Origin of the sequence: Brachybacterium sp. GCM10030268, from assembly GCF_042666305.1 — a bacterium.
In the GTDB taxonomy this organism is placed as follows: domain Bacteria; phylum Actinomycetota; class Actinomycetes; order Actinomycetales; family Dermabacteraceae; genus Brachybacterium.
Window position 1 is genome coordinate 1 of the sequence record NZ_JBHTCW010000024.1, and the last position, 1,482, is coordinate 1,482.

A 1,482-nucleotide genomic window follows, 5' to 3' on the forward strand; every position below is an offset into this window, starting at 1 on the left:
GCTCACTGGGGGACCCTCCTTAGTGCGGCCTTGTTCGGTAGGGTCGTGACCACTCGGTCCCGGCGGGTGCATGGCCTAGGATGCGAGCCGTTCGACGGCCAGCATGAGTTCTGCCAGCCCTGCCGGGCCGAGGCCATCTGAACGGCGTCAGGAACATGCCCCCTCGAGGGCCGAGCAGTGAGCTTCCGGCAGATGTCCTCCACCAAGTGGTGCTCCTTCGAAAGACCTGGAGTACGTGCATGTATGTCGGATGGGACTGGGGCAACACCACCCATGCAATTGCGGTCATCGACGACCACGGCCATCTCGTCGATCGCTGGCCCACCCCTCACAACGAGGACGGCCTGCGCGCCACATTCGCTCGCCTGGCCGGCCACGCCGCGCCGGCTGACCTGCCGGTCGCGATCGAGACCACCCGCGGGCTGATCGTGGACCGACTCCTGGCGGCCGGACACCCGGTCGTGGCCGTCCACCCCAATGCGTTCAACGCTGTGCGTCCCCGCTGGGGCGCGGCCCGCGCGAAGGACGATCCCGGCGACGCGTTCAAGCTCGCTGACTACCTGCGCACCGACGGCCACCGCTTGAGGACCCTGCGCCCGACCGAGCAGACCACCCTCGAGCTGCAAGCCCTGGTGCGCGCCCGCGAGGATCAGGTCACCGCCCGCGTGACGGCGACCAACCAGCTCGCCGCGCTGCTGGCCGAACACTGGCCCGGTGCCGGGACGGTCTTCGCTGACCTGGACTCCGACATCGCCCTGGCATTCTGCGATCGCTTCCCCACCCGCAGCTCCGCGCGGCACCTGGCACCGGCGAGAATGCGCGACTGGCTGGCCCGCCAGCACTACTCCGGACGCACCGATCCTGCCGTACTGATCGGCAGGCTCCGTAACGCTCCCGCGCCCGTCTCCAGACTGAGTGACGAGACGATCACCGTGCTGGTGCGCAACCAGATCGCCGTCATCCGCGCCCTGAAGACCGTGATCTGCGAGCTCGAGGCCCAGATCGACACGGCTCTGGCCACCCACCCCTGGGCAGCCCTGATCGAGAACCTTCCCAGGGTGGGGACCGTCAACCTCGCCCAGATCATCGGCGAGGCCGGCCCCCTGCTGGAGCACGCCGCCAGCGCGGACCAGCTCGCTGCCGAAGCCGGCGTCGTGCCCGTCACCCGCGCCTCGGGCAAGTCCCGCGCAGTCGTGTTCCGCTACGCCACCAACCGGCGAGCCAGACAAGCCCTCATCCGCTGGGCCGACAACTCCCGACACTCCTCGACCTGGGCCAGAAACATCTACGACACCGCTCGAGAACAAGGCAAACGACATCCCCACGCCGTGCGGATCCTGGCCCGCTCCTGGCTGCGGATCATCTACGCCTGCTGGCGCGACGGAACGTGCTACGACCCCACCATCCACGAGCGGCGCAGAACCGACAGAAACGACCACAGCAGCGCTCTCACGGCCTAGAGGTTGACTCAGGGAACTCATG

The 1,482-nt window shown here is 68.4% G+C and carries 1 protein-coding gene; it reads left to right on the forward strand.

Annotated features, from left to right (window positions below; genetic code table 11):
- The first annotated feature begins 239 nt into the window (after nt 1-239).
- Nucleotides 240-1,460, forward strand: coding sequence for an IS110 family transposase (locus ACFQRD_RS16635; protein ID WP_377019487.1), 1,221 nt, complete (start codon nt 240-242; stop codon nt 1,458-1,460).
- Nucleotides 1,461-1,482: the final 22 nt, after the last annotated feature.